We start from the raw sequence: 23,002 nt of genomic DNA on the forward strand, positions 1-23,002 counted from the left end.
CAAGTAGTATGTCCATAAATAGCTAGAATAATAATATGATAGTATAATTAATGAGCACTGGTTGTTTCACTTACTATTGCTATAGTTTAAAGCATAAAAATACTAATTTATGCTAAATATATAGTAGTAATCTATAAATACACCCTACGATAAGGAGAATATCTATGATTAAAAGATCAAAGAGCAAACTCTGTATTTTTCTAGTATCATTCTTATGTCTCACTCTTTTAGTTGGCTGCGGAAGTTCCTCAACCAGTAAAAACAATACAAGTACTAACAATACAAATAATGCAGCAAATAATAGTAATAATAGTAGTACTGATGAAAATACTTCAAACTCCTCTACTTCAAATACATCATCTCAAAATAACAATAGTTCTAATTCAAATGCAAGTAATACCAATAAGCCTCAGGGACAAAATAACGTCTCAAGCCAAAGCGTAGTACTTTTAAATAATATCTATGCACTTTCAAAGGAAGGAAAAGTTCCTGAATGTGAATTTATTTGCAAGACCAATATATTAAACGAGGTTACTAAAAAGTGGGGAAATCCTGACAAACAAGACTATGCTGGCCAAGGCCGTTATGCAGTTTATTCTAGTAAAAAAGTACACTTCGGAGTAAATAAAGGTGAGCAGATCTTTGATGTTAGATCCTTTAAAGATAACCTAAAGATAATAAAATATAATGATGTAGAAAAAACTTTAGGTAAACCTGCAGTTATAAATAAGACTAACACTGAAAATATAGTAATTTATGATGTAAACAAAACGTATCAGCTTATGCTGATTTTCCCAAAGCCAACAGATACAAATAAAAACCCTTCACTTGATCATATATCTGTATACAGCCCAGCTGATGCTAAGAACAATATGGCAGGTTAATAAGATTTCTTTTTACTGTTTAACCTAAACATCTGTTCTAATGCCTTGGTATTGCTATTTTGAACTTCAGAAAATGTAAATTCCTAAACAGTAAAAAGCTTCGTTAAAGTGAGTTTTTCTTTAGCGAAGCTTTTTTTGTATTGTGCTTTTCTTAAACAAATATTCGAGAACTTTAGTAGATTATATTCTTATTTTTATTATATATGAATCTTAATAATCCTAGTAATAGTTATATAAAATATCAGCTCATTGCTGTACTATATTAAATGCTTCCCAGGCACCGTATACTGAGGATTTTGTTGCATATAGTACGCCATTGTTATTTAAATCTGCTGTAACATATAAGTTGTTAGCCATTGCTTGAAGAGCTACGGTACCATCTGCTTGTGGTACTTTCTTAAACTTTTCCCATTGCTGAATTGAAGTACTTCTAGCTATAAGTTTATTTCCGTTATTAAGGTCAGCAGCTACATATTTTTCATTTACCTTAGATAAAAACGAGATAGTTCCATCTCCATTATCTATTACCTTAAACAGTTCCCAGTCTCCAGCGCTACTTCTATTAGCTACTAGTGGATCATTGCCGTAGTTATCTGCACTTATTATATTTCCATTAGCCCTTGCTGTTAAGTATGAATATCCAGTATTAACTGGTGTAGAAGCTGTTGTATACTTCTTAACTATATTTTGGAAGGAGGTATTAGGTGTAAAGTTATCTGTATTAAACTTTTGCCACTTATCTGAAATCGTATCAGCACTATCATTGTATATATCCGGAACAGAATTAAAGTTGCTCTTAAAGTATCCCCAATGATTACTTCCATTAGTAATCTTATATGTCCAGTTTGTCCAAGATGCATTTATTGAATTAAGTTGTCCTAAAAATTTCTCCCATAAGTCATCGAAGTCATATACGCAAAATTCACCTACATAAACAGGTATGTTCCAAGAATTTTGATGATCTTTTAATTCCTGTATTGCACTATCAATCAAACCATTTTGTGCATTCCAATCATTAGGTTCATTTCCACTCATAGCATAATAATGCATTTCATAAACTACATTTGTCCATCCATAAACAGAAGGAGCATACAACTGATTCCAGTCCCAAGGTCCTTCCATATAAATTATGTGATCTGGATCTATAGCTCTAACTGACTGATAAAGCCTATTATAGTATCCATTTAGCTGATCTCTTCCAACTTTATCAGGTTCATTTAGTAAATCATATCCTGCTATTGTAGGGTTACCTTTATAATGATTTGCTATACCTTGCCATAAGGTTACTGTCCTATCTTGGTATTGGCTATTTTTCCATAATTGAGGATCTGAATTTACTTCTCCACAGTTGTCAAAGGTATTCTGTCCTCCAAAAGTACCGTGAAGATCTAAAAGTACATATATACCTCTTGATGAACATTCATTTACCAACCAATCTAGCTTACTCCAAGGATCTGATTTCCAATTACCGTACTTATCCATCAAGTCAAGATACAATATAGGTACACGTACAAAATTCATTCCCATATCTCTTATATTATCTAAATCACCAGTATTAAGCCATGAACTTTGGTAAGTATTAATTAAGTTTTCTTTAGTAGCTTCTCCAAATCTATTTGTTAAAGCTTCTCTTAATGTCCATTCGTCTTTAACTCCGAGAGGAGACATCCATCCTTCCTGTAATAACCATCCTCCCAAGTTTGTACCTCTCAGGTTAACTACAGAGCCAGTTCCATTATTGTCCCTTATTAGCGTTCCATTTGTTTTTAAGAATCCACTATTTCCTATGGTAGCAGCTTTAACGCTTACCGAAGGAACAGTTAAATCTCCAAAAACCATACCACTAGCAATTGAAGCTGATAAGACTTTACTCCTTCTTAACATACTATACTCCTCCTATTTATAAAAATATTATTAAGGGTATTACGTATAAATCCCAAATGTCCAGATTTGAAATAATTTATAGTTTCTGTTATATCTTTAATTATTATAACCTCTATTTATAGGCAAGCTTGCGAAAAATATAATAATACAGGATTATCAGCAGTAACATTCTTCTTTGTTTTAAGTTTCATTTGTATAAATTTTACTATTTGTAATTTCTATAAACAAGTACCCAAACTTATGAAATAGGGTCGTTTTTTTATTTAATTTCTAAAGTCATAAGATTTAAAAATATTTTCTTTAGAATTACTTAATAATAGTGATGCCATTGGGTTTAGTTATAAAAAATTCTATAACTTTATAAACAGTAAAAAGAACTATAGAAAGTCTTTTCCATAGTTCTTTTACATACATTATTTCACCTCAAATACCATCTGCTTATCCTTCATAAAATCAAACTTTGAAATTATTATATTATAATCCTGATTAGCGTTAACACTATATTGATAATTGAAGGTATTATTTTTATTGTTAGCCTGTTCTATATACCTAGAGACTTTATCTTTATTATCCTCAATTATTTTTCCTTCTGGATACGTACTACCATTAGGTAGAACCTTAAAGGCATCTGCTGCTCTTGCTGATATAAAATCTCCATTGAAACTAGCATTTATTTTTATTTTCTCTGCATTTCTCTCAACTGAATTAATTGTAACAGTCATATTATCTCCCTGATTATAGGTAATAGGAGCTTTTAAGCTGTTAAGTGATATATATTCATCCTTGCTTGGTATATAAGGCTTTGTTGTATTATCATTAACAGGTCTAGGGGTAATAATTATTTTTTTAGGCATTTGTTTAAAAGGTGAAAAGGTTGAAGTCATCATTCCATCTTCTATCTTTGACTCATAAGGAATTATCTTATTTCCCTGTTCATCTGTAATATTCATCAAATCAACGCCTATCTGAGATTGTATCAACTTCAATTTATTTAACTTATCTTGCAAATCCTTACTGTTGACATTATTCAAATACTCTTCACCTGTTTTTGCATATTCTTCATTAAATTTAGAATCATATTCAGATACTATCTTAGTTTCTGTTGGTGTAATAATTATCTTGTCTATTGAAAACTTATGGCCCTCTATATCTCTACTATAATTTACGTTTAAAACCTTAGAGCTTTTATCAGACAGCTCTTTTGAGGTTTCTACTTTAAAGTCCCAGGCACCTTGGGCGAATTTGAAATTTTCAGTGTGTATTTCATTTATATTCCAATCTATATCAATCTTATCCTTTAACTTTAAGTCTGATATATCAAAGGTGGTTATAACTGCGTATTTTTCTAACTTATCTCCATCTTTTGATATCTTAGTGTCTTCTGTTTTTATTCTACTGGAGTAAGCCTTGTTTAATATCTCTTTTCCATTTATCTTTAGGCTGTTTTTTCTTAGTTGAACACCCCATTGAAGCTTCTTATCACTAGTTACAGTATATATAAACTTCAAGCTTGATTGATCATATATGACGCCTTGAATAGCAATTTCTATACCATCATAGGTTTTGCTTATATTCTTCAGATCAGCATTAGATACATAGTTATCATTATAAGAATATATATTTTTAAGATGCTCTGAAATCTCTCTTAATTGAGGAATATTGTCCGCTAGAGCCGGCGTAGCTACAACTGTTGTAAGGACCAAAAAGGCCACTGAAGCTGCAATTGCTATATTTTTTCTATTATGACTTTTCTTTTTCACGATCTCAGTGTCATTTCTTATTGCATCATAAGCATTGTTCAACTTAAAATTTATTGTATCAGGAATCTTTAATTCCTCTTCAACACTTATTTCTCTCTCTATAAATTTACTAAATAGCTTTTCTTCCATTAACCTCTTACCTCCCTTAGTAAATGAAATAGCTTAAACCTAGCCCTTGCCAGTCTAGACTTTACTGTACCCTCTGATATACCTAAACACTTTGATATCTCTTTTACACTTAAATCTTCATAATAGTAAAGAAGTATCGGCTCTCTATATTTAAGTTCTAAACTTTTTATAGCCTCAAGAACAGGCTGCTTTTCCAAGTTATAGTTATCAATATAAGCTTCTTCCTTATCAGTTTCTTTATTAAAGAAAACCAACCTCTTTTTGCTTCTCAATATATTATTGCATTCGTTGACCATAATTTTGATTAGCCAAGTTTTGAAGCTATGAAGATTTTTAAGACTTTTTAGACTTTTATATGCCTTAAGAACAGTTTCCTGCATTGCATCTCCAATATCCTCATCATTATCTAAAATCGTTCTTCCCATTCTATATAGATCAGCTTTATATTCTTCAATAATACTTATAAACGCTTCTTTATTTCCGTCTTTAGCTAAGGTTATATTATTTTCAAAGACTGCTATCTTCTCATCTAAGTTAAATATACCATCGCCTACTTCATCAAAATACATAGCATTTCTCCTCTTTATTTTTTCTATGAGCAAATTATATTAATACTTTTCGCAAGCCTATTAAAGCATCTTTTAAATTAACTTTTAATTACATCCCAGTGCTTTAAAAAGGCCTAATTTTAAAACTTCACTGTATATACATGCATGAATATCCAAAACTTTAATATACTTCTATTTTAATACACATATATAAGACGTATTAACCCTCGTTTAGGTTTCAAAAACTTAAAAGTTTTTTTAATTTTTTTTAACTAATCAGTGACCCACTCTAAAATGGTACATATCTAAGACATATTGAATAGTCTATAAGGAAGTAATTTATTTGGAGAGATTTATATTGGGATATTACGTTAAAACAGAGGATAATGTAAAAATATATGTAGAAGATATCAATCCTTCTGGAGATAAAACTATATTATTTATACATGGTTGGCCAGCAAACCATAATTTATTTGAATATCAATTAGATGAGCTTCCAAGGTTAGGATATAGATGTATCGCTATGGATATAAGAGGCTTTGGAAAGTCAGATAAACCTTATGACGGCTACAATTATAATACATTGGCTGATGATGTTAGATGCGTTGTCAATACGTTCAAGCTTAAGAATTTTATTTTAGCAGGTCATTCCGTTGGAGGTGCCATATCTATTAAATACATGTCCCGTCATAAAGGCTACGGTGTGTCAAAGCTAGCGCTTTTTGGAGCAGCAGCTCCAAGTGTAACTAGAAGGCCAGATTTTCCGGCAGGAGTAAGCAAAGAAGATATAACTTCACTTGTAGATGAAACATATGCTGATAGGCCTAAAATGTTAAAGAGATTCTCAGACATGTTCTTTTTCCAGAACATAAGTGATGCATTTTCAGAATGGTTCTTTCATCTTGGATTAGAAGCATCTGGATGGGCTACTGCAAAGGTTGCTGAAGCATTTAGAGACGATAACCTTTTGGCTGATGTAAAAAAAATTGAAGTACCTACTTTAATTCTTCATGGAATACATGATAAAGTATGCCTTTTCCCTTTAGCGATAGCATTAAAACAAGGAATTAAAAACTCTAAACTTGTACCTTTCGAGAATAGTGGGCACGGATTATTTTGGGAAGAGAAAGATAAATTTAATAGTGAACTGGTGAAGTTTATAGAATGCAGTGATATATAAGAAATACTATAATTTTAGGCTATGTTTAGATATAAGATCTAAAACATAGCCTAATTTTTAAAGTAAAACATAATTTTTGTAGTAATATATTTTTCAAGAGATTTAGTATTGATAAAAACTATAGTATAGTCATCAAATCATCACCATTTTTCACAGAAGCGTTTTTTGTTCTTACTATATCTAAGTATTTACTCGAGTTAGTAATAATAATCGGAGTGACCACCTCATACCCCTCTTTTTCTATTGCCTCACGATTAAATTCTATAAGTTTATGTCCAACCTCAACCAAATCACCTGTGTTAATATAGCTTTCAAAGTACCTTCCTTCTAACTGTACTGTGTCAATTCCTATATGTATCAGTATTTCAACTCCTTCTTCAGAGGTTATACCAATAGCATGCTTTGTAGGAAAAAGCATTGATACTCTTCCATTTACAGGGGAATAAACAACCCCATCCTCTGGCTTAATTGCAATTCCTTTTCCCATAATTTCCCCAGCAAAAGTATCATCACTCACTGTAGATAAGTCTACAACAGCTCCATCTAAAGGGCTCTTTATAACAATCTTCTTTACTAAAATGTTGTTATCTACAGCATGCTGATTATCAATTTCTACTATAGGCTCCTTGACTTCCTCAGGTATACTTTTCTTTGCTTCTGTCTGCTCTACAACATCTTCGAATCCCAATATTAAAGTTAATATAAAAGATACAACAAAAGATATCACGCAAACTAAGATAGCATTGATAAAATTAAAACCTGATCCTAAAAATATTGGTATTGCTGCAAGGCCAGGTGAAGCCAAGGTATAAGCTTTTAGCCCTACTATTGAAGAATAAAACCCTCCACAGGCTCCACCTACTAGCACCGATATAAAAGGTCTTTTATATCTCAAATTCACTCCATACATAGCCGGTTCAGTAATTCCTAAGACCGCTGTTATACCTGCTGAACTGGCTAATTGTCTAGTATATTTATTCTTGGTCTTAAAAGCTACTGCAAGAGAAGCTCCTCCTTGAGCCACATTTGATGCAAGCATCGCAGGAACAATCAAGCTCTCAAAGCCATATTTAGACATTGCTGTCATTGCAATTGGTGTTACACTATAATGCATTCCTGTCATAACAAGAAGAGGCATTATTCCTGATAGTAACGTTAGAACTAACCAGCCAGCTTTTGTATTGGCGTAGTTTATAATATTAGCCAACCCATCACCTATTATAGTTCCTAGAGGACCGATAAAAATTAATGCTAACGGAGCTGCTAACAGTAAAGTTATTAGTGGTTTTGAAAAGAACTTAATAGGCTTTGGTGAGATTTTATCTGCTAATCTTTCAATATATGACATAGCCCACACTATTAAAATAATAGGTATTACCGATGATGAGTAGATAGCCAGCGTAATAGGTAATCCCAAAAAGCTCACAGCTTTACCAGATTCGACTACCGCTGTAAAGTTTGGATGTAATAATATTGCCCCTAAACTCATAGCTAAAAATGGATTTGCTTTAAACTTAACTGCAGAAGTATAAGCTAAAAATATAGGTAAAAAATAAAATCCTGCATCTCCTATAAAACTCAAAACATAGTAGGTATCACTGTTTTTTGGTAATAAATTAAAAGCTGTTAAAAGAGCAATTAGAGCCTTGATCATACCAGCTCCAGTTATTGCAGGTAGTATAGGGGTAAATACTCCTGATATTGTATCTAAAATAATTGCACCAATGTCTTTTATACCATTGTGCTCACTGATATCCTCTTCAGCAAGATTGCCTATTTTTCTGACCTCATTGCAAATATGTGCCACATCAGTGCCTATTATTATTTGAAACTGTCCAGCTTTATTTGCAGTTCCCATAATATCCTTATTGCTATTTAGTCCTTCTATATCAACCTTTTTAGCATCTCTTAACTTAAACCTTAACCGGGTAGCGCAATTAGTAACACTCTTTACATTCGATATACCGCCTACCCTTTCTAATATATCCTTTGCAAACTCGTTATAATTCATTTTTCTTCCCTTTGAGTCACTCTATTTATATGAAGCATAAAATATAGCATCTCATCATTGTTTATAGTGACCTCAAACTTTTTCTGTATATAATTTTTCACCTTCAAGGCACATTCATAGGCCTGTGGATACTTTTCCTTAATTTGTTCATATAGGAAATCTTCATCACTAGCTGAAAGCTCTTTTGCCATAAGTCTTTTAGCAAAATACCTTATATGTGTTACGAATCTACTATAACTTAGGCTTCCTTCATCTATATTTAGATTATAATGAAACTTAACAATCTTTAATACATCTTCCACCATTTCAGTAACAAGTATAGTCTGCTTTATATCTTCTCCACCTTGCTGAGCATTTACAAAGTGTAAAGCTATAAATCCAGCCTCATCTTCTGGCAAACTTATCCCCTCGTAGTATTGTATAAGCTTAAGTGATTTAAGAGCTACACTAAATTCCTTCTTATAGAACTTCTTTATTTCCCAAAGCAGAGCATTTCTCATATTTATTCCTTGTTTGTATCTGCTTATGGCATAGTTTATATGATCTGCTAATGCTATGTATATACTATCATTAAATTTTACATTTAATTCTGATTGAGCTTCAGCAATTATTTTGTCTGTCAATTCAAGATGGTTTAGAGGTACTTCATTAATCAATTCAACAAACTTATTAGCTAGTTCAGGTGAATTTAAAACAAAGGTTTTCTCAACTTTATCGAGGCTGACATCATCTCCTGGTTTTTTTTGAAAAGCAACTCCTCTTCCTAAAAGCACCATCTCCAATAAATTCTCATCCTCTGCTAGCATAATATTATTATTAAAGATCTTTTTAACTTTCATCCTAACCCCCCCTTATTTATTGCATGAAATAGATACTTTTTCTTAAGTTGTCTTTATATATACAAATCTTTTAAATGTAGCGAAAAAGTCATAACAGGCTACATAACCTTCTTTTCTATTCTTTCACTTGAATTAGTATTTAATCATATTACTTCTACTTATCCTCAGTTTTATTTAAAGGCTATGTTGAAATTAAACATAATATATTAAACGTATAATTTCATGTAAAATAAAAAAACCTAAACTAATATAAGCCCTCAAATTCCTCTGAGTTCTTATACTAATCTAGGTTTTGCCTGCTTAACAGTTACAATCCTACACATTTACAAAGGAATTATATTACATTTTGTAAACCTTGTCAATACAACTAACCTAGTATATTTATATTAACTGGTTATCCCATACTTAACCGTGCTTACAAAAAGAATTAATATAATTTTATTATATATTTAATTATATTACAAATATTATATATCATTTATAGCATTTCTTACAATTGTTTATTCAATTATTTAATCATTATACATTTTTGATTAATACAAAAAGTCCCAAAGTTTATGTTGCCGCTGTGAACTTATCTCTTTACAATTAAATAAATGTTTACACCGTAAACTTATAAAGAGTTCCTATATACTAACTCATGAAACTTGTCCATAGATGTGATACAGGCATTACTAAAACTAAGGCAGGAAGCATATTAGCCACTGGGAATGTTTTTATACCACTAATTCTAAACCCTGTTGCAAGCATTAGTATTCCTCCGCAAGCAGTAAAATCATTAACCATAGGGGGTGTTGTTAAAGGCATTATAAAGGTTGCACTAAGATATAGCGCTATCATTATTATAAATTGTGGAATGCACACCGTCATTACTAAGTATCCTAAGGCTGTTGCAAATATTCCAGCAGTAAAAAAGTCAAGAATTGATTTTGCAAAAAGAACGGTGTGATCACCAGTCATACCTTCCTTTAATGAACCAAATATTCCTGTTCCACTAGCACAGAATAGTATAACTATAGCTACAAACTTCTCCATAAATTCTCTTTCATTCTTCTCACTAGTCTCTAAGGTTACAGCAATTTCTTTATAAGCTTCGTCTTTTTTATTTCCTTTAAATAGGCTTTCTATAGGGCCCTTTACTTTTCCAGCACACCATTCTATCCCCGCTTCTAACTTAATAAGTTCACCTATAGCACTTCCTATCACTAGTGACAAAATAACTGCTGGCAAAGTGTTCATTTTTACTATATAGTTAACTCCCATTGCCATGGATGCTACTCCAAAAGTTAAAGGAAGCCCTACTTTTAATCTTTCTGGTATCTTATGACCTAAAATAGCTCCTAGAAGCCCTCCAATTAGTACAGATAAACAATTAACTATTACTCCAATAGGCATTTCTATCTTCCTTTCTTCATTTAATATTATATTTAGAACTTGTTCAAGCCTACAAGTTTGAATTATATCACTCTGACCTTTTATTCACAAATATTACATCTAGAAAGCAGCTAATAGCCTAATTTGAATTAATCACAAATCCAGCTCTTTTCTATGATAGAAACTTACAAAACAATGAATTAGGTTAGCTATTTCATTGAGATATGTAAACGTTAATAGTATAATTTTAATGTAGTTTATTTAAAGCTGTACCACTTCGATTCGAAACCTGTTTTCAAAGTTCCTCTGGTTTCTGAGAGGAGAATTTGAAAATGTAAATTTACTACGAAGTTGTACATGTATATAAAAGGAGGCATAACTATGAACCAGTTTGAAAGGCTTACTCCACTATTAAAAAGTTTTGTAGAAAAAGGACCTGCTGGCTGCTCTTGTTCAGTATCCCGTAACGGAGAAGAGCTTTATAGAAACTTTGAAGGCTTTGCAGATTTAGAAAATAAAAGACCTATTACAGAAGATACTATTTTCAGAATTTACTCCATGACAAAGGTTATAACTTGTACTGCAGCACTTATATTATATGAAAGAGGATTATTCTTATTAAATGATCCTTTAGAAGAGTACTTACCTGAATTCAAAAATCCACAGGTACATAGATATACACCATATGGAGCACTCTCAACCTCCCCAGCCTCTAGACCAATAACCATAAAGGATCTTTTCACTATGTCTTCTGGCCTAACCTATACAGGAGATAATATAGAAACTGCTCGCTGTCTATCGAAAACAATGGACAAACTTAACGCTAAATATGATGAAGGCAAAAAATTTGATGTAAGAACCTTCTCAAAAGAAATTGCAAAAGTTCCTTTAGCTTTTGATCCTGGTTCTCACTGGCAGTATGGTTATAGTCATGATGTGTTAGGTGCATTAATAGAAGTTGTGTCTAATAAAAAATTTGGTCAATTTCTGAAGGATGAGATTTTTGATCCATTAGGGATGAAGGATACCTTCTTTAGTATTCCTGATGAAAAGCTTCATAGACTAAGTAATATCTATGATAGATCAGAAGATGGTACCTTAACAAAAAATAGTAATATGGATAGAGACTATAGACCTGATGCAACATTTGAAAGCGGCGGTGCTGGTTTATTGTCTACCCTTAAGGATTATAGCATTTTTGCGCAGATGCTTGCTTGTGGTGGTGAACTTAATGGCACTAGAATATTAAGTAAAAAAACTATAGAACTTATGAGTACTAATCATCTTACAGAAGCACAGTTATTAGACTTTGACTGGTCTTATCAAGCTGGTTATGGCTATGGCCTAGGGGTTAGAGTTATGATAGATAGAGCGAAAGGTGGCTCAAACAGTTCTCTTGGAGAATTTGGCTGGTGTGGTATGGCAGGTACATGGGTTATGATAGATCCTAAAGAAAAATTGTCTGCAGTCTACATGCAGCAGATGTTTCCTAACTTCGAGGCTTACCATCAACCAAGACTGAGAAATGTTATATATGGTTCACTTTAGTATATTAAAAAAATCTACCAGTTTCCATAATTTTCATCACTGCTTCTTTATACACTTTCGAACAATCTACTCATGCTTATTTACAGCTTTACATGAAATATAATTTACTAAACAATAAAAAATTCACTGAAGCTATTTTTTTCAGTGAATTTTTTATTAATATGCCAGAACCTCCCAAATGCGTATTAGGAAATTCTGACTGATAATATATTCTAATTTTTATTCTTTATGCAGATGTAAGTTCTACATCTTTTCCTATAACAACATGTCCCTTCCATTTGCCTTTTAAGAATCTTATGAAATAGAGTATTCCTCTTACTACCCAGTCGATGAACATTCCCATCCATACTCCAGCTAGGCCCATGTTTAGGGATACCCCTATGAAATAGCCTAAGGTTACTCTAAAGGCCCACATTCCTATGAAGGTAGTAATCATAGTATACTTGGCATCACCAGCACCTTTTAAGCCTGCTGGCAATACAAAGGCAATAGACCATACCGGAATAAATAACGAATTTAGTCTTATAACATGAGCGGAGATATTGATTATCTCTTGGTCACTTGTATATAAAGAAGGTAAAATTCTTGCAAAAGGTAAGGATACTATAGCCATTATTATCAAGGCTGTAGTTGAAATCTTTATTATATATCCTAAGGTTTTTTGTGCCCCATCACTGTCATTTCGGCCCATATACTGACCAACTAAAGCAGTAGCCGTAACACACAGAGCATTTCCAGGTATATTGATCATACCAGCAATTGAGCTAGTTATAGAATTGGCCGCTATAGCGGCAGTTCCCATATTAACAATATATATTTGAGTTATAAGCTTTCCACCATTAAATACAAGTGACTCTACACTGGCAGGAAGCCCAATTGAAAATATAGGCTTAAGCAGACTTTTATCTAACTTAAATTTCTTCAATTGAGTCAATTTTATTATCTTAGAGCCTCTAAGTAGCACACTTAACACAATAATTCCACCAATAACCCTAGCCATAGCTATCCCTAAGGCTGCTCCTGTTACTCCAAGCTTCACAACGTTTATTAGTGTAAAAGTAAAGACTACATTCATTACATTCATAAATATAGTAATTTTCATTGGCGTTTTAGTATCACCAGCTCCTCTAAGAATTCCATTGCATATTAAATCTATGGTTATAAATGGATACGTTAAAAGAGTAATTGATAGATATTTATCCGTTGAACTCATAACCAGATGATCTACAGAACCAAAAAGAACTTTGATCAAAGGTTCCTTAAATAGAAACATAAAAATAGTAATTACAAAAGCTATGAATATTCCAGAATATAAAGCTTGCTTTGTAGCTGCATTTGCCTTCTTTATATTTCCTTGTCCAATAAACTGAGCTACTACAACCATTCCTCCAATAGCCAAAGCTGAAAAGAAGGCTATAAATATGTTGTTAACTGAGTCTACCATACCGATTGCTGAAACAGCTTCTTTTCCTATATGCCCCGCCATCATTGTATTGATCATCCCCATAGACATAACAAATAATTGCTCAGCAAGTATTGGCAGGGTCATACTGATAACATCTTTACGAATAAGTTTCATTTTGCCACCTTATAGGATACTATAAGTCTTCCACTTCATTGTTTAGTTTATATTCTCAAAGATTTGCCCAAAAACTATATATTCTTTGAAAACAGCCCCAAAATAGAAGCAGCATATACTTTTACGAAATATAAATAATAAATACTTATTTTCTCAAACCATAATAAATATTTATTACTTAATCGTAAGTCCTATCTCGCCTCTCCTAATAGTAATATCACTTTATCATTATAACTCTTATCGTCAATATAGGAATAGCACTATAGCGATTTTTTATATAAATTGTATTGATACAGTTCTAGTTTAAAGATATATCACCTTGATTAGAAATATATTATTAAGACTATTTTCAAAATACATAAAGCTTTATGATTAGAAAAAATTTCTTCACCCTATTCTATTTATATAATATCAACTTTACAAGATATTAACCGAAAATTTACTGTTGATCTAACTACTTTATTAATTGATATTTCACGTTTTATGATATAATTTTTATTACTAAGCTAGCAGGAGGTGAGCTTTATAATTAGCTTGTTATTTATAAATGCTACGATTTTAATTACTTTTTTATACCTAGGTAATCAACTTTTTGAAAATAATATCTTGAAAATGAACTCTAGTATAATAAGACAAGTACTACTAGGGCTACTTTGCGGCTTAGGCGGATGCATATTGGTTTTCTATGGAATTAATATAGAAAATATCGCACATATAGATTTTAGAGTTATTGCTATTATAATATCAGTCATTTACGGTGGCGCCATTTCTGGTGTTATAACAACATCAATGATTTCATTGTTTAGATTGAGCTATTATGGAGTTACCATTCCATCATCAATAGCCTCCATTGGATTAATAGTAGTATTGCTTTTTTATATTCTACTATGTAGATTCAACTTAGTTTTTATAAAAAAGTTCAGTATTATGTTTTTATTGAATATTTTATATGGGGTTATAGTGTACTCTATTATTCTATCGAAAAGCGAATTGCTTTTTAAGATAATAGCTTCTTATGTAATAGCCACTTTAATTGTATCTATCTTGGTATACTACATTTTAGTTTACATATCAAAAACTAACCAGCTTTACAGAAAACTTAAGCTGGAGTCAACAAAGGATTTCTTAACTGGCCTTAACAATGTAAGAGAGTTTGATAATATACTTAATAAAATAGTCAACAATACCTTAGAAAAACAGGAGTCTATATCAATACTAATGATAGATATAGATTATTTTAAGAATATAAATGATACCTATGGACATTCGTCTGGAGACCTTGTTTTGAAGCAGTTAAGCAGCGTACTTGTAAATTGCTGTAGAAACTTTGATGTTATTTCTAGGAATGGTGGTGAGGAGTTTACTGCTATACTGCTAGATTGTGATTGCAAGCACGCAACGCAAATAGCTGAAAAGGTTAGAAGTTCTGTTGAAAAACATCACTTCATTATAGAAAACAACAAGCATATAAATATAACTGTTTCTATAGGTATAGGCTCCTATCCTGATTCAGTAAAGAATATTAACAATATATTATCTGAAGCTGATGATGCCTTATATCTAGCTAAACGTAGTGGAAGAAATAAGGTGTGCTAATATTCTATGAAAAAAGGTTATATTATGTTTATTTAATAAAGCGCACATTTACATAAAGTTATATTTTATGAACAATAAAAGTAAGAGACTACTACAAGCAAAAGCCTCTTACTTTTTTAATTTCAAGTACCTATATTTAGGTTCTATATATTCAAATTCTAATAATTCTATTTTAGTTTAAACTGCTCTATTCCTTTAGTTCAGAAAATATTTTTTTACTTTTAACTACAAGAACAAGTGCAACTACTGCAAAAGCACAAGTTATTACCTCTACTAAAGGCAAGCTTGTTATTATCTTCATTTGATATAAGGCAGCTGGAAAGTCTACTATTGCGTGTAGTAATATAGCAATTAAAAGATATATTGTTTTTCTCTTTCTTATACCATATAGCACAACAAAGCTTAGCGCCAATTGAATTGTAAAAGCTAGCAGTCTTTCAAAGCCGCTAAATGCTATTTCTGGTACTGTTAATTTTACGATTGAATCCTTTATTGCTTCAATTGCAGCTTTACCTTGGCCTTGAGCTAGTACTCCAAGTGTATTACTCTTTATAGCAAAAGCAATTATCACAGTATTTAACATACTTAGCCCACCCAAATAAAGAGCTTCTATTCCACCATGACCTATTCCATAGCCTAATCCATCCTTCCATTCAGTATCCTTTTTCAATATAGTTTTAAAGGCAACAAATCTTCCAACCTCTTCAAAGACACCTGCTGCAAGTGCTCCATATATTGCAAAAGCTATTGTATTTATAGGAATAAGCTTGTTGGAAATAACAGCTAGATGCATATAATGCTCCAAAACTTGACTGAACAAAATGAATACCACTGCACCAACTACGGTTGTCTTTATTGAGAACTTATACTTTATTTTAAAAACTACTAATAATACTATTGGAAAGAGTACACAAAAGATAAGATTAATTATTAAAGCTACTATAACATTATTACTGACCATTTTTATCTCCCCTAAAATTAATTATTTGACTTTGTTAAAGCTCCACCTTGTTATGCTACTTAATAGTAGGATATATTAGTTAAAGCCTCATTATAACTATATATTTATATGAATTTATAAATATATAATTTTAAATTTATATAAGCCTTTAATGTAATATAGGTATCCAACTTCAACTATTAATTCATGCCTGATAGTCCCAGAAACCGCTATTATGGAGCATGTATAAATTAATTATTCATAAAGGACAACTATAGTTACAAACCACTAAAAGAAAATCATTGGTACTACAATCAAAGCAATCATAAGAATTACGAACCCTATTGTTATAGCTAAAGCTGTCTTGTTACCGAAATTTAAGGTCCATCCAATACCAAATCTCTTTTCTACAAAAACTGATGGATCATTAGGATTGTAATATATTGAGCCTAATTTCCAGTACTCATCATCATCCACATTTGTTACACTATTATCAGTTTCCTCATTAACTGTCTCCTTAAGATTACTTCCACCTTGACCTATCATAAGACTCAAAACCGTTGGAAGAATTGTTATTATAAGAAATACAGTTATTATTATAGGTGCAGCTGCACGCAAATTTACAGAAATTATATTTAGAGAACTAAGATTAAAGAAAGTTATAAAGAATGTAATAACTACCGCTAGAGAATATATCATTATTGAATTAAACTTTTTGAACTTATATAACTGATTGGCTGAATTAGATGGTTTAGACGCATCTATTTTATTCTTGCTTATAGCAATAGAATAATTAGCAAAGGCTAATATGAACACTAATATAATCTCCATAGCACCATTAGTTACAAGAGTTCCTATAGATTTTTCTGCAAATCTATCTGCTACTCCGTAAAGATTAAAGTGCACACCGATCTTACCTGGAAGTTTGTCATAGTTCATTATAGGTAAAACCAAATTAATTATCGCTATTATCATTGGAATTGCAAACCAATAAGATGATAATACAGTCTTGTTTCTAAGCTTTTGAGACATCTCTGTATTTACATAAAGTATTTGCTTCTTATCCTTTAAAAGATTGTTTTTAGACTTATATTCTTTTATTTTTTTATTGGCACTTAAAAATATAATAAAATATATTGCAAGCTCAACTAAAACTGCTATAAGCAAAAGTATAGAATTTTTAAATATAGTATTTAAAGCCACCATATATAAAGCAATGAAAACTATTGAAAATACTGTTAGTTGGCTATAATAGGTTTTAGCAACCTTTCTAATCTCCTCATCCTTACTTCTATCTAAAGGTATAAACACCCCAAAAATCAAATCTTTTCTAGTTAACTTAGGAGTAAGTAGAAAAGATACATAAAGCAATAATAAAACAAATATAGACACAACATTACTAATGAGTACATCACTCATAAACCCATCTCCTTAATATTATTTTTCATACTCACAATACATTTTTTTACACTCATTGATAAAATCATCTTTAGAAATTCCGAAGCAATACGCTTGAGCAATAATATTTTTCAATTCTTCCTTTAGCGAATCAGCGGCTTTATCGTTCTGTCTAATTGGTATAGAGTTAACTATGGCTCCTTTACGTCTATCTATGGTTACAAATCCTTCATCCTTTAAGAGGTTATAGCCCTTGTTCACAGTATGAAGATTTATTCCGATATCCTCAGCCATTTGACGAACGGATGGCAAACTTTCTTCAGGCTGAAGTTCTCCGCTTGCTATCCCATGGATAATCTGATTTTTTAATTGAAGATATATAGGAACCTCGCTTTGAAAATCAATCTTTATCAGCATTCTGCACTTCCTTTCATCATTTATTATATAAGTTATATTTGTTATATATAATGTATAACAAGTATAATAATAAAGCAAAGTATTTATAGATTTTTTTCATAGCTTATCTTCTCCTTTATAACCAACTGAGTTAAATAAGCTTCTACTTTCTCATACTAGCTTAAGGATTCATTAATTATATCAAGATATAAAAAACTACTTACAAAAATGTAGGCCACTGAAAAACTAAAGTTTTCAGTGGCCTCCCAAAATGGCAGCAGTTTTTTTATCATAGACACTTATTCTATTAGTTTTCTTTAGTATTATCTCTGTAAAAATCCCACTTCTTATTAATTTCCTTCCTAAGTGAGCCCACATCCTTAGATATTACATACTGCTGAGCAAACCTTCCCTCTAATTCAGTAATTTTTCTAAGATCATAGTATCTATTATGATTTTTTATATCCTCTTTGCTTTGGAATTTATAGACGTCTCCCTCCATAACTATAGGCATATCAAACTTCTTCAAATCAGCCAAGAGCTTTTTATTTTCTTCATTATTCTTTAGCGAAGATCTAATATTAACAGCCTTAGCATATCTATCATCTTCAAACATGAATTTTAAAAAAGCTTTTGCTGCCTCAGGATACTTTGTTGTTTTACTAACTGCATATCTACTATCTCCACCGATACTTATATACTTAGTCTCTGGAATAGGAAACATATCAAATTGATCTTTTGGAGCACCTAAGTCTTCCAATTGACTTACAAAGTCTGAATTCCATATGAACATTGCAACTTTTCCATCTTTTAGATCATTCTTACACTGTTGCCAATCGTAATCGAATAAATCATCTTCGCAGTACCCCATATCTCCTATATGACGCAATATCTCCAAAGACTTATAAACTGAGCTTTCTTCTCCTAGTATTGGCATTGACTGAACAATGGTCTTTCTCTCCAAGTCCTTATCTATCAGATATGGAATGCTATCTAACCATAGCCCCATCCCCCATTGCTCTTTATAACATAAAGCCATAGGTGTTATTCCAAGCTTCTTAATCTTGTCACAGACTGCTAGAAACTCGTTGGTATTTTTCGGCAGACTGCTTATCCCTGCCTTCTTAAATATCTGTTTATTATATATAACTCCCTGCCATGCAAGTGAAGTTGTTAATTCATATAACTTATCTTGCCTTCCTATATTAGTATTGCAATTATACATATTGTCTTCATTAAACCCCAAGTCATCTATCGGCAAAAAGTAATTGTCAAAGTCACTTACATTTATTACCTGGGGTACAACAGTAATATCTGCTAGTTCTCCTACAGAAGCTTTTCTTCTTAATATTTCTTCTGTATCTCCAATTAGCTCCAAATTTACTTTTACCTTTGGATTTTCTCTCTCAAAGTTATCTATCATCTGTTTCAGTTCTTTGGATTTGTCAGTTCTATTACTTACAAAAGTTATGTTTCCTTCTAACTTAGAACTTTTGAAATCATTTACATTGGAGGCGTTTACTTTACTAGTACTAAATTTTATTATCAGCAAAGAAGGGATACTTAAACATACAAATATTAAAACAATAGTTTTCAGATTCACACTATTTCTTTTCATTATATACACACCTACCTTCTTATTAAGGGACAAGGGACGCGGGGACAGAGCTTGTGTCCCAAAACCTTCTTATTAACTTCAGTCCTTACCTCTGTAGTTGTTTGGAGTAACCCCAGTCAACTTCTTAAATGCTCTTCCAAAGGTTATGGAATCATTATATCCAACTAGTTGTGCTATTTCGTATATCTTTAAATTTGTAGTTATTAGTAACTCTTTTGCTTTCTTTATACGGTAATTGGATAAGAAATCATAAAATCCTTCTCCAGTTTCTCTCTTAAACAATTCAGAAAAATAGTTCTGACTCAAAAATACTTCATCTGCTACATCTTTTAACGTTATATTTTTAGTGTAATTTTCTTTAATATAGTTTACGGCTAAAGTTATTGTTGAACTATTTCTTCCACTGGTATCATTATCTAATACCTCTAAAAGCTTGTCCTGATTGCTTAAGAAATACTTTTTCGCGCTACTATCTTTAAACTCCTCAATCATTTTCTTAGCTAATGAACTGTTTTCTCTAAGCTTCCAAACCTTATCTGTAGCTTCTGTTACATATACACTTTTTTTACATTCTAAAAATAAATCTGCTTCACTATCTATAATCTGCATTACAGAATCTACTTTTTTATTTTCTTTGTTTCTATAATAAAAAATTATATATATCAAATCTTTATAATTAAAAAAAGAATATTCAAACTTATTGTTACATTTTATAACTCTTCCAATAAATTTCTTTATTATATCGCTGTCTTCTTGATCTCTTTTAGCTATTATCATCTTATAGAAGTACTCTTCATCCAGTTGTATATTATCTACTAGCAAGTTTTCCTTTATTGAAGCAATATCCTTATTGGAAAATAATACATTCTTAAAAAAATCTCTTTTTAAAACTTCAATAGACTTATTAAATACTTTGTTGTTTTTCTCATTAGTTTGAAGCTTTGCTTCTACCTCTTTTATAATATCAGTAAGTTCTTCAGACCTTATAGGCTTTAGCAAATAATTAAAAGCCCCAGCTTTCATACTGTCCCTAACGTAGGTAAACTCATCATAGCCACTTAAAACTATAAATAAAGGAACCTCTTTTAGGGTTTCATGAGCTCTTTTTATTAGCTCTATTCCAGACATAACGGGCATCTTTATATCTGTTACCACCAAATCAATAGAATAATGGTTTTCTTTTAGGTACTCAAGAGCTGTAGCTCCATTAGCAAAATCTGCAATAACCTCATGGTGTTCAAAAAGCCTTCCGATTACTTTTGAAAGTCCCAGCCTAATTATCTTATCATCATCTACAACAATTATTTTCATTGCTCCTCCTCAGTTGAAGATTTCTAAAAATTGCTATATATTAAAATTATACATTAAAATTTCTACATTTAAAATATATACTTTTTTTATTGTTAATATTACTACCAATTTTTTCAATTTAGGTTAGGTGAATTTATGAAACAGCGGAATACTGCATCTATTAAACGATTGACCATGATGATATTTTTAGTAATGTACATTATATTTTTTATAATAACCACTTTAAGTCTCTATTCCTACTCCAATTATGAGTTTGAAAAAACTGAAAAGCTTATAAAAAACTTTGATACAAGTTTAAGTCAACAGATAGCAGAGAAACTAACTAGCTTTTCTGATATCTCAAAATATCCTTTACTTATTCCAGACATAGATAAACTTCATGAAGTGCTTCTTAGCAATAAAGTAAATGATATCGAGCAATACAATTACTTAAAGTATTTATGCGACATGCTCTTAATACAGAATGACTCAATAAATGGAGCTTATCTCTACGATTTGAAAGGTCGTGGAGTATGTTCTACAAGAAATAATACAAATGACAAACTCAAAAACCCAGCTACTGAGAAATGGTTTATAGATACTTTAGAATCAAGTAATAATACCTCTATATTTCCTGAAATTATAACTGCTAACATATATCAATCACCATCTTCAAATGATGGCCAGCTAATAGCACTATGTAGAAAAATAATAAATGTTAAAACTAAGGAAGTTACAGGTTTACTACTTATCACCATACCAAAAGATGAATTTCTCAGCATAGTAAAAAAGGATCTACCTTTTACTGATCAAATAGTTTCCATTTATGATGAGAAAGGCTTTGCTATTCTCACCACAATGAATACAGATAGCATTGAATTCACTCAAACACAAGGTAAGAATATCTTAAATAACAAAAATAGACCAGCTATTCAATATATAAATAATGCACCTTATCTTATTTCCTACAATGTTATACCTAACACAAATTGGACACTAGTCAACTCGATAGCTAAATTTGATGCTTATCGTATAAACAGCTTATTTATAGTTGTATTTGTCATCAACATAGTATTTTTTATGATTCTTTTTTCAGTACTATATATGTTTTTTAACAAAAGAATATTTAATCCACTAAAATCACTAATAGCAAACATGAATAGAAATGTTGAAAATAACTTACATAATGATTTCGCTTACAATAAGAAAGATGAAATAGGAATACTTATAAAGTCCTATAATGAAATGAAGCGAAGGATAAATGATCTAATTAATATTAACTATAAGAATCAATTGGAACAAAAAGACTTAGAACTTAAACAGCTTCAGAATCAGATAAATCCGCACTTTATATACAATACTCTAGAATCAATTCATATGATGGCTGAAATAAATGATGACTTAGATACTTCAATAATGGCTCAATATTTTGGTTCAATTATACGATATAGCATGAACAGAAAGATAAATGTTGTAACCCTAAAAGAAGAGATAAGCGTTATAGAGCATTACATTTATCTTCAAAAGATAAGATTTGATCAATTATTCTCTATTGAAAACCTAATTTCTCCAGAGGTTCTAAATTGTGAAATAATAAAAATGATAATTCAGCCTCTAATTGAAAATGCTATTTATCACGGTTTAAGCGAATGCAGCAGCAATGGAAAAATAATTATTCAGGGAGAGCACCTTCTAGACAACTTAGTGTTGACAATATCTGACAACGGCATCGGAATTGAAGAAGATGAGCTACAAAGCTTAAATGACTATATAAATGATAAAAATAATGACTATAAAGGTATTGCATTAAGAAATATAAATAAGAGATTAAAGCTTAATTATGGTGAGGAGTATGGCCTTAAAATATATAGCGTGGTTGGAAAAGGTACATCCATGGAACTGACACTTCCTTATATTACAAGAGAATAGTATGTAATTTAATAAAATATGCGCTGCTTGATTTTTTTCAAGGTAAGGATAAATACAATATAGATCTCAATTTCTTCAGTTTTAGATATATTTCTTCAT

The 23,002-nt window shown here is 31.2% G+C and carries 17 protein-coding genes; 5 read left to right on the forward strand and 12 right to left on the reverse strand.

Annotated features, from left to right (window positions below; genetic code table 11):
- Nucleotides 1–164: 164 nt before the first annotated feature.
- Nucleotides 165–884: a YjgB family protein gene (locus C1I91_RS23825; protein ID WP_128215144.1), complete on the forward strand. Its 720-nt coding sequence runs from the start codon at nt 165–167 to the stop codon at nt 882–884.
- 246 nt (nt 885–1,130) lie between these two features.
- Here C1I91_RS23825 and C1I91_RS23830 read toward each other — a convergent pair whose 3' ends face one another.
- The 3 genes from C1I91_RS23830 to C1I91_RS23840 form a co-directional block, all read right to left on the reverse strand.
- Nucleotides 1,131–2,768 (reverse strand): cellulase family glycosylhydrolase, encoded by a 1,638-nt coding sequence (locus tag C1I91_RS23830; RefSeq protein ID WP_128215145.1) that lies wholly within the window; start codon nt 2,766–2,768, stop codon nt 1,131–1,133.
- Between the two features lie 413 nt (nt 2,769–3,181).
- Nucleotides 3,182–4,657 carry a DUF4179 domain-containing protein gene (locus tag C1I91_RS23835; RefSeq protein WP_128215146.1) on the reverse strand — a complete coding sequence of 492 codons (1,476 nt, stop codon included), beginning with the start codon at nt 4,655–4,657 and terminating at the stop codon, nt 3,182–3,184.
- Entirely contained in the window at nt 4,657–5,226 is a 570-nt protein-coding gene (locus tag C1I91_RS23840; protein WP_128215147.1) for an RNA polymerase sigma factor, read from the reverse strand. The genes C1I91_RS23835 and C1I91_RS23840 overlap by 1 nt, the downstream gene beginning before the upstream one ends.
- Before the next feature lie 337 nt (nt 5,227–5,563).
- Between C1I91_RS23840 and C1I91_RS23845 the strand changes: the two genes are divergently transcribed.
- Nucleotides 5,564–6,385, forward strand: coding sequence for an alpha/beta fold hydrolase (locus tag C1I91_RS23845; protein WP_128216086.1), 822 nt, complete (start codon nt 5,564–5,566; stop codon nt 6,383–6,385).
- 118 nt (nt 6,386–6,503) lie between these two features.
- On the opposite strand, the gene C1I91_RS23850 is transcribed toward C1I91_RS23845, so the two are convergent.
- The 3 genes from C1I91_RS23850 to C1I91_RS23860 form a co-directional block, all read right to left on the reverse strand.
- Nucleotides 6,504–8,396, reverse strand: coding sequence for a beta-glucoside-specific PTS transporter subunit IIABC (locus tag C1I91_RS23850; protein WP_128215148.1), 1,893 nt, complete (start codon nt 8,394–8,396; stop codon nt 6,504–6,506).
- Nucleotides 8,393–9,235: a BglG family transcription antiterminator LicT gene (licT, locus tag C1I91_RS23855; RefSeq protein WP_128215149.1), complete on the reverse strand. Its 843-nt coding sequence runs from the start codon at nt 9,233–9,235 to the stop codon at nt 8,393–8,395. Before licT ends, C1I91_RS23850 begins: the two co-directional genes overlap by 4 nt.
- Before the next feature lie 633 nt (nt 9,236–9,868).
- The gene (locus C1I91_RS23860) at nt 9,869–10,630 is read right to left on the reverse strand and encodes a DUF554 domain-containing protein (protein ID WP_128215150.1); all 762 of its coding nucleotides are present in this window, start codon (nt 10,628–10,630) and stop codon (nt 9,869–9,871) included.
- A gap of 360 nt (nt 10,631–10,990) precedes the next feature.
- Here C1I91_RS23860 and C1I91_RS23865 point away from each other — a divergent pair, with 360 nt between their 5' ends.
- Nucleotides 10,991–12,157, forward strand: a complete 1,167-nt coding sequence (locus C1I91_RS23865) for a serine hydrolase domain-containing protein (RefSeq protein WP_128215151.1) — start codon at nt 10,991–10,993, stop codon at nt 12,155–12,157.
- A 226-nt stretch (nt 12,158–12,383) separates the two neighbouring features.
- On the opposite strand, the gene C1I91_RS23870 is transcribed toward C1I91_RS23865, so the two are convergent.
- Nucleotides 12,384–13,736: an MATE family efflux transporter gene (locus C1I91_RS23870; RefSeq protein ID WP_128215152.1), complete on the reverse strand. Its 1,353-nt coding sequence runs from the start codon at nt 13,734–13,736 to the stop codon at nt 12,384–12,386.
- 612 nt (nt 13,737–14,348) lie between these two features.
- On the opposite strand from C1I91_RS23870, the gene C1I91_RS23875 reads away from it, so the two are divergent.
- On the forward strand, nt 14,349–15,332 hold the full coding sequence (locus C1I91_RS23875; RefSeq protein ID WP_238475877.1) for a diguanylate cyclase: 984 nt from the start codon (nt 14,349–14,351) through the stop codon (nt 15,330–15,332).
- Between the two features lie 187 nt (nt 15,333–15,519).
- Here C1I91_RS23875 and C1I91_RS23880 read toward each other — a convergent pair whose 3' ends face one another.
- The 5 genes from C1I91_RS23880 to C1I91_RS23900 all read right to left on the reverse strand — a co-directional run bounded on the left by C1I91_RS23880 (nt 15,520) and on the right by C1I91_RS23900 (nt 20,995).
- The gene (locus tag C1I91_RS23880) at nt 15,520–16,293 is read right to left on the reverse strand and encodes a YhfC family intramembrane metalloprotease (protein ID WP_128215153.1); all 774 of its coding nucleotides are present in this window, start codon (nt 16,291–16,293) and stop codon (nt 15,520–15,522) included.
- Nucleotides 16,294–16,560: 267 nt separating this feature from the next.
- Nucleotides 16,561–17,691, reverse strand: coding sequence for a DUF1648 domain-containing protein (locus tag C1I91_RS23885; protein WP_128215154.1), 1,131 nt, complete (start codon nt 17,689–17,691; stop codon nt 16,561–16,563).
- Between the two features lie 18 nt (nt 17,692–17,709).
- Nucleotides 17,710–18,087: a GntR family transcriptional regulator gene (locus C1I91_RS23890; protein ID WP_128215155.1), complete on the reverse strand. Its 378-nt coding sequence runs from the start codon at nt 18,085–18,087 to the stop codon at nt 17,710–17,712.
- 286 nt (nt 18,088–18,373) lie between these two features.
- A complete protein-coding gene (locus C1I91_RS23895) occupies nt 18,374–19,684 on the reverse strand; it encodes an ABC transporter substrate-binding protein (protein WP_128215156.1) in 1,311 nt (436 codons plus the stop codon).
- A gap of 78 nt (nt 19,685–19,762) precedes the next feature.
- The gene (locus C1I91_RS23900) at nt 19,763–20,995 is read right to left on the reverse strand and encodes a response regulator (protein WP_128215157.1); all 1,233 of its coding nucleotides are present in this window, start codon (nt 20,993–20,995) and stop codon (nt 19,763–19,765) included.
- Between the two features lie 135 nt (nt 20,996–21,130).
- On the opposite strand from C1I91_RS23900, the gene C1I91_RS23905 reads away from it, so the two are divergent.
- On the forward strand, nt 21,131–22,903 hold the full coding sequence (locus C1I91_RS23905; RefSeq protein WP_128215158.1) for a sensor histidine kinase: 1,773 nt from the start codon (nt 21,131–21,133) through the stop codon (nt 22,901–22,903).
- The last annotated feature ends 99 nt before the right edge of the window (nt 22,904–23,002 follow it).

Origin of the sequence: Clostridium manihotivorum, from assembly GCF_004015185.1 — a bacterium.
GTDB lineage: Bacteria > Bacillota > Clostridia > Clostridiales > Clostridiaceae > Clostridium_AR > Clostridium_AR manihotivorum.